The sequence below is a fragment of the Candidatus Erwinia dacicola genome (genome assembly GCF_001756855.1).
GTDB classification, from domain to species: domain Bacteria; phylum Pseudomonadota; class Gammaproteobacteria; order Enterobacterales; family Enterobacteriaceae; genus Erwinia; species Erwinia dacicola.
In genome coordinates this window covers 1-2395 of record NZ_MAYS01000352.1, presented here as the reverse complement: position 1 = coordinate 2395, position 2395 = coordinate 1, and the positions used below count along the sequence as shown (strand labels likewise).

Below are 2395 nucleotides of genomic sequence, written 5' to 3'. Positions count from 1 at the left end.
AAAGGCTAACTCATCAATAACTTTGCAACAGTGCCGTTTTTCTAGGGTACGCAGTACTGGAGCGACCTCGCTAGGGTCAGCAATCAGACAGTGGCCTGCCTCGTCGTTTAACGTCCAGATGTAGTTGTCCTGAAGGGCTAGAATGCTGGTAAAATTCATATAATAGCAATGGAAAGAAGATGGTAAAGCATGAAGCCCGCTAAAACACGTCATATTTGCCAGGTGCCAGAGTCATGGTCGCAAGTCCCCTGCGGTGAGTATTATCGCGATACGCTGTCGCATCAGCTGCGCTCCAGTCTGGCTAAATTATATGGTTTTCATCTGCTTAAAGTAGGCAGTCTTAGCGCGGAAATCGATACCGAAAGCTGTGCGATTTCGCATCAGTTTAACGTAGGGTTGAGCGGGGATAATCTGCAGGTTCACGCCGACCCTCTCAACCTGCCGTTTGAGTCTAAATCGCTGGATGCCTGCCTGCTGGCCCATACGTTGGCATGGAGCAGCGATCCGCACCGCGTGTTGCGTGAGGTGGACAGGGTGTTGATCGACGACGGCTGGATGATTATCAGCGGCTTCAATATTTTCAGCGCTTTAGGCATTGGCAAACTCATCCCCAGCCTGCACCGTAAGGTGCCGTGGAATAGCCGGATGTTTACCCAGATGCGCCTGATGGACTGGCTGAGCCTGCTGAACTATGAGGTGGTACACCGCTCGCGCTTCCAAGTACTGCCGTGGAACCGCCAAGGTGGGGAAGTGATCAGCACCCACCTGCCAGCGCTCGGCTGTTTAAACCTGATCGTCGCGCGCAAGCGCACCTTCCCACTGACCATGAATCCGGCGAAAAAGAGTGCCAGCAAGCGCCAGCTGCACGCCGTGGGTGCCACCAGCCAGTACCGGGAAGGGCGCAGAGGCTGAATTTCTTAAAACGGGATAACCTTCTTCCCCGGTCATCCCTTTTGCGTTACGCGCCGGCCTGATAACCCACATCGTCAAACGTCGGATTGCCGGCAGCCGCGCGCGCCAGCTCATCGCAGAGCTCGTTATCTACGTGCCCGGCATGGCCCTTAACCCACTTCCAGTGGATTTCGTGCGTGCTGAGCGCGCTGTCCAGCCGTTGCCATAAATCGACATTTTTAACCGGCTTCTTATCGACCGTTTTCCAGCCGCGCTTCTTCCAGTTATGGATCCAGTTGGTGATCCCTTGGCGCACATACTGGCTGTCGGTACTCAGCGTGACGTTACACGGCTGAGTCAGCGCCTCCAGCGCCACAATCGCCGCCATCATCTCCATGCGATTATTGGTGGTGAGATGGAAACCCGCACTGAAGATTTTCTCATGTGAGCCGTAGCGCATAATCGCGCCATAACCGCCGGGACCTGGATTACCAAGGCACGATCCGTCGGTGAAAATTTCTACCTGCTTAAGCATCTCTGGTAGACTCTCCGTAGAAAAACGCCAAGTCTGACATAAACGAGTCCTATGAACAGAGTAAATACAACGCGTCAGATCGTACTCGATACCGAAACCACCGGTATGAACATGATCGGCGTCCATTATGAAGGGCACTGCATCATTGAGATTGGTGCGGTAGAGGTGATCAACCGCCGCCTAACCGGCAATAACTTCCACGTCTATCTCAAGCCTGACCGCTTGGTTGACCCGGAAGCGTTCGACGTTCACGGTATCGCCGACGAGTTTCTGCTGGATAAACCCACCTTCGCCGCAATTGCCGACGATTTCCTTGCCTATATAAAGGGGGCAGAGTTAGTCATCCATAATGCTTCGTTCGATATCGGCTTTATGGATTACGAATTCTCCAAGCTGCAGCGCGGCATACCGAAGATCGAAACTTTCTGCCAAATCACCGACAGCCTAACGATGGCGCGCAAGATGTTCCCCAGCAAGCGTAACAGCCTTGATGCTATCTGCTCACGCTATGAGATAGACAACAGCAAGCGCGTTCTGCACGGCGCACTGCTTGACTCCGAAATTCTGGCGGAAGTCTTCTTGATCATGACCGGCGGGCAAACCTCGCTGGCCTTCTCGATGGAAGGGGATCGTGAAGAGCAGAGCGACGGCGAAACTATCTATCGCATCGAACGCCCCGCCTCCGGGCTGCGGGTGCTGCATGCCAGTGAAGTCGAAATGATGGCACACGAAGCGCGTCTCGACCTAGTGCAAAAGAAGGGAGACGGCTGCTTATGGCGGCTTCAAGAAGAGACTGATGGGGTATAACGCTCTAAATTTGCGTAATAAAACCGCGTGATGGTGAAAAACGCAGCAGTTAGAATTAATCCACAGAAAAAGCGTTGACGAACTGTAGATTCAATCTGTCAACGTAACACCCCTTTCAATTATCTCTTTCGGTGTTTTGAACGGCACTGTTGCAAAGATATT

General features: G+C 52.9%; 3 protein-coding genes. 2 read left to right on the top strand and 1 reads right to left on the bottom strand.

Features of this window, described 5'->3' with window-relative positions:
* The first annotated feature begins 189 nt into the window (after positions 1 to 189).
* Positions 190 to 912, top strand: coding sequence for a class I SAM-dependent methyltransferase (locus tag BBW68_RS10030; protein WP_070135250.1), 723 nt, complete (start codon positions 190 to 192; stop codon positions 910 to 912).
* 46 nt (positions 913 to 958) lie between these two features.
* On the opposite strand, the gene rnhA is transcribed toward BBW68_RS10030, so the two are convergent.
* Complete coding sequence (gene rnhA, locus BBW68_RS10025; RefSeq protein ID WP_070135249.1) at positions 959 to 1426, bottom strand: ribonuclease HI; 468 nt, start codon at positions 1424 to 1426, stop codon at positions 959 to 961.
* A 51-nt stretch (positions 1427 to 1477) separates the two neighbouring features.
* Here rnhA and dnaQ point away from each other — a divergent pair, with 51 nt between their 5' ends.
* Positions 1478 to 2233: a DNA polymerase III subunit epsilon gene (gene dnaQ / locus BBW68_RS10020; protein WP_070135248.1), complete on the top strand. Its 756-nt coding sequence runs from the start codon at positions 1478 to 1480 to the stop codon at positions 2231 to 2233.
* Positions 2234 to 2395 lie beyond the last annotated feature (162 nt).